General features: G+C 46.6%; 1 protein-coding gene and 1 pseudogene. Both read left to right on the top strand.

Features of this window, described 5'->3' with window-relative positions:
• Nucleotides 1–37 precede the first annotated feature (37 nt).
• Nucleotides 38–4,924, top strand: a complete 4,887-nt coding sequence (locus PBAL39_RS24385) for an S-layer family protein (RefSeq protein WP_039867700.1) — start codon at nt 38–40, stop codon at nt 4,922–4,924.
• Between the two features lie 31 nt (nt 4,925–4,955).
• Nucleotides 4,956–5,219 (top strand): annotated as a pseudogene (locus PBAL39_RS25490) (hypothetical protein); the annotation flags it as partial.
• Nucleotides 5,220–5,258 lie beyond the last annotated feature (39 nt).

Raw genomic sequence — 5,258 nt, 5'->3', positions numbered from 1 at the left:
CGTAAGCCCAGCTGCTACCACTACATATTATGTAAGATTGACGAATGTTTCCGATTGCTTCACTGCCGGTAAAGCAGTAACGGTAACCGTGAATGACCAACCAACCGTTGCCGACATCACGGTTGCAGATGATGTAATCTGTGCAGGAGGTAGCTCAACGCTGACCGCATCAAGTGCAATCACTGGGGCAAGATTTACGTGGTATAGCGATGCGACTTTAACTAATGTAATTTCTACCAATGCTACCCTTACCGTAAGCCCAGCTGCTACCACTACATATTATGTAAGATTGACGAATGTTTCCGATTGCTTCACTGTCGGTAAAGCAGTAACGGTAACCGTAAACGACCAGCCGACACTTGCCGACATCACAGTTGCAGATGATGTAATTTGTGCCGGGGGTAGCTCAACGCTAACTGCATCAAGTGCCATAACAGGAGCGAGATTTACCTGGTACAGTGATGCGGCTTTAACCAACGTGATCTCTACCAGTGCCACGCTAACCGTAAGTCCTTCAACAACGACTACATATTACGTAAGGCTGACCAATGTATCTGACTGCTTCACTGCAGGTAAAGCGGTAACAGTAACCGTGAATGATCAACCAACCGTTGCCGATATTACAGTTGCTGATGATGTAATCTGTGCAGGAGGTAGCTCAACGCTGACCGCATCAAGTGCAATCACTGGGGCAAGATTTACCTGGTATAGCGATGCGACTTTAACTAATGTAATTTCTACCAATGCTACCCTTACCGTAAGCCCAGCTGCTACCACTACATATTATGTAAGATTGACGAATGTTTCCGATTGCTTCACTGCCGGTAAAGCAGTAACGGTAACCGTAAACGACCAGCCGACACTTGCCGACATCACAGTTGCAGATGATGTAATCTGTGCCGGGGGTAGCTCAACGCTAACTGCATCAAGTGCCATCACAGGTGCGAGATTTACCTGGTACAGCGATGCAGCTTTATCTAATGTGATCTCCACCAATGCAACGCTAACTGTAAGTCCTTCAACAACTACTACTTACTACGTAAAACTTACCAATGTTTCCGATTGCTTCACTGCCGGTAAAGCGGTAACAGTAACCGTGAACGACCAACCAACCGTTGCCGACATCACGGTTGCAGATGATGTAATCTGTGCCGGAGCTAGCTCAACACTAACTGCATCAAGTGCCATAACAGGAGCGAGATTTACCTGGTATAGTGATGCAGCTTTAACCAACGTGATCTCTACCAATGCTACCCTTACAGTAAGCCCATCGGCAACAACTACATATTATGTAAGATTGACCAATATTTCCGATTGCTTCACTGCCGGTAAAGCAGTAACGGTAACAGTAAACGACCAACCTACACTTGCCGACATCACGGTTGCGGACAATGTGATTTGTGCAGGAGCTAGCTCAACGCTAACTGCATCAAGTAACATAACAGGAGCGAGATTTACCTGGTACAGCGATGCAGCTTTATCTAATGTAATCTCCACCAATGCAACGCTAACCGTAAGTCCTTCAACAACTACTACTTATTACGTCCGACTTACTAACGTTTCCGACTGCTTTACTGGTGGTAAAGGGGTAACTGTCACAGTGAATGACCAACCAACCGTTACCGACATCACAGTTGCAGATGATGCAATTTGTGCAGGAGGTAGCGCAACGCTAACCGCATCAAGTGTCATCCCAGGAGCGAGATTTACCTGGTACAGCGATGCAGCTTTATCTAATGTAATTTCTACCAATGCTACCCTTACAGTAAGCCCAGCTGCTACCACTACATATTATGTAAGATTGACGAATGTTTCCGATTGCTTCACTGCCGGTAAAGCAGTAACGGTAACCGTAAACGACCAGCCGACACTTGCCGACATCACAGTTGCTGATGATGAAATCTGTGCAGGAGGTAGCTCAACGCTTACAGCGACGAGTACGATATCTGGAGCAACCTTTACCTGGTACAGCGATGCAGCATTGTCTAATGTGATTTCAAATACTGCGACCCTGACGGTAAGCCCATCAACGACAACTACATACTACGTTAGATTGACCAACGTTTCCGACTGCTTTACTGCAGGTAAAGCGGTAACAGTAACAGTGAATGACCAACCAACCGTTACCGACATCACAGTTGCTGATGAGGCGATCTGTGCCGGAGGTAGCTCAACGCTAACCGCATCAAGTGCCATAACAGGAGCGAGATTTACCTGGTACAGCGATGCAGCTTTAACCAACGTAATCTCCACCAATGCTACCCTTACAGTAAGCCCAGCTGCTACCACCACATATTATGTAAGATTGACTAATGTTTCCGATTGCTTCACTGCCGGTAAAGCAGTAACGGTAACAGTAAACGACCAACCTACACTTGCCGACATCACGGTTGCGGACGATGTGATTTGTGCAGGAGCTAGCTCAGCGCTTACCGCATCAAGTACGATAGCCGGCGCCAAATTTACGTGGTATAGCGATGCGGCTTTAACCAACGTAATCTCTACCAATGCTACCCTTACCGTAAGCCCATCAACGACAACTACGTACTACGTTAGATTGACTAATGCTTCGGATTGTTTTACTGCAGGTAAAGCGGTAACAGTAACAGTGAATGACCAACCAACCGTTGCCGACATCACGGTTGCTGATGAGGCGATCTGTGCCGGAGGTAACTCAACACTAACTGCATCAAGTGCCATAACAGGAGCGAGATTTACCTGGTATAGTGATGCAGCTTTAACCAACGTGATCTCTACCAATGCTACCCTTACCGTAAGCCCAGCTGCTACCACTACATATTATGTAAGATTGACGAATGTTTCCGATTGCTTCACTGCCGGTAAAGCAGTAACGGTAACAGTAAACGACCAACCTACACTTGCCGACATCACGGTTGCAGATGATGTAATCTGTGCCGGAGCTAGCTCAACACTAACTGCATCAAGTGCCATAACAGGAGCGAGATTTACCTGGTATAGTGATGCAGCTTTAACCAACGTGATCTCTACCAATGCAACGCTAACTGTAAGTCCTTCAACAACTACTACTTACTACGTACGACTTACCAACGTTTCCGACTGCTTCACTGGTGGTAAAGCGGTAACCGTCACAGTGAATGATCAACCAACCGTTGCCGAGATCACAGTTGCTGATGATGTAATTTGTGCCGGAGGTAGCTCAACGCTAACTGCATCAAGTGCCATAACAGGAGCGAGATTTACCTGGTACAGCGATGCTGCTTTATCCAATGTAATTTCTAACACTGCAACCCTCACAGTAAGTCCTTCAACAACTACTACTTATTACGTCCGACTTACCAACGTTTCCGACTGCTTTACTGGTGGTAAAGGGGTAACTGTCACAGTGAATGACCAACCAACCGTTACCGACATCACAGTTGCAGATGATGCAATTTGTGCAGGAGCTAGCTCAACACTAACTGCATCAAGTGCCATCACAGGTGCGAGATTTACCTGGTACAGCGATGCAGCTTTAACCAACGTGATCTCCACCAATGCAACGCTAACTGTAAGTCCTTCAACAACTACTACTTACTACGTACGACTTACCAACGTTTCCGACTGCTTCACTGGTGGTAAAGCGGTAACCGTCACAGTGAATGATCAACCAACCGTTGCCGACATCACGGTTGCTGATGATGCAATTTGTGCAGGAGGTAGCGCAACGCTAACTGCATCAAGTGCCATAATAGGAGCGAGATTTACCTGGTACAGCGATGCGGCTTTAACCAATGTAATTTCTAACACTGCAACCCTCACAGTAAGTCCGGCAGTAACGACGACTTACTATGTAAGATTAACGAATGCTTCAGGTTGTTTCACGACAGGTAAAGCTGTGACGGTAACAGTCAATGACCAACCGACAGTTGCGGACATGACAGTTACAGATGATGAAATCTGTGCTGGAGGTAGTTCAACACTTACAGCAACAAGTACGATTACAGGGGCGACCTTCACCTGGTACAGCGACGCTGCTTTATCTAATGTGATTTCTAACGCTGCGACCTTAACAGTAAGCCCTTCGACGACTACTACTTACTATGTGAGGTTGACGAATGTTTCGGGTTGTTTCACCACAGGTAAAGCTGTGACGGTAACAGTGAACGACCAACCGACAGTTGCGGACATCACAGTTACAGATGAGGAAATCTGTGCAGGAGGCAGCTCAACACTCACAGCAACAAGTACGATTACAGGAGCGAGCTTCACTTGGTACAGCGATGCTGCTTTATCCAATTTAATTTCTAACACTGCAACCCTCACAGTAAGCCCGGCAGTAACGACGACTTACTATGTAAGATTAACGAATGCTTCGGGTTGTTTCACCGCAGGCAAAGCTGTGACGGTAACGGTCAGTGACCAGCCGACAGTTGCGGACATCACAGTTACAGATGAGGAAATCTGTGCAGGAGCTAGTTCAACACTTACAGCAACAAGTACGATTACAGGAGCGAGCTTCACCTGGTACAGCGATGCTGCGTTGTCCAATGTACTTTCCAACACTGCAACCCTAACAGTAAGCCCGGTAGTAACGACCACATATTATGTGAGGCTGACAAATGCTTCGGGTTGTTTCACTGCAGGCAAAGCTGTGACAGTAACAGTAAACGATCAGCCGACGGTTGCGGATATCACAGTTGCAGATGATGTAATCTGTGCCGGGGGTAGCTCAACGCTAACTGCATCAAGTGCCATCACAGGTGCGAGATTTACCTGGTACAGCGATGCAGCTTTATCTAATGTGATCTCCACCAATGCAACGCTAACTGTAAGTCCTTCAACAACTACTACTTACTACGTAAAACTTACCAATGTTTCCGATTGCTTCACTGCCGGTAAAGCGGTAACAGTAACCGTGAATGACCACCAACCGTTGCCGACATCACGGTTGCAGATGATGTAATCTGTGCCGGAGCTAGCTCACACTAACTGCATCAAGTGCCATAACAGGAGCGAGATTTACCTGGTATAGTGATGCAGCTTTAACCAACGTGATCTCTACCAATGCTACCCTTACAGTAAGCCCATCGGCAACAACTACATATTATGTAAGATTGACCAATATTTCCGATTGCTTCACTGCCGGTAAAGCAGTAACGGTAACAGTAAACGACCAACCTACACTTGCCGACATCACGGTTGCGGACAATGTGATTTGTGCAGGAGCTAGCTCAACGCTAATGCATCAAGTAACATAACAGGAGCGAGATTTACCTGGTACAGCGATGCAGCTTTAT

This window comes from Pedobacter sp. BAL39 (assembly GCF_000170795.1).
Classification (GTDB): domain Bacteria; phylum Bacteroidota; class Bacteroidia; order Sphingobacteriales; family Sphingobacteriaceae; genus Pedobacter.
Note: the sequence above shows the minus strand (reverse complement) of the source record. Positions and strands in the feature narration are given on the sequence as shown.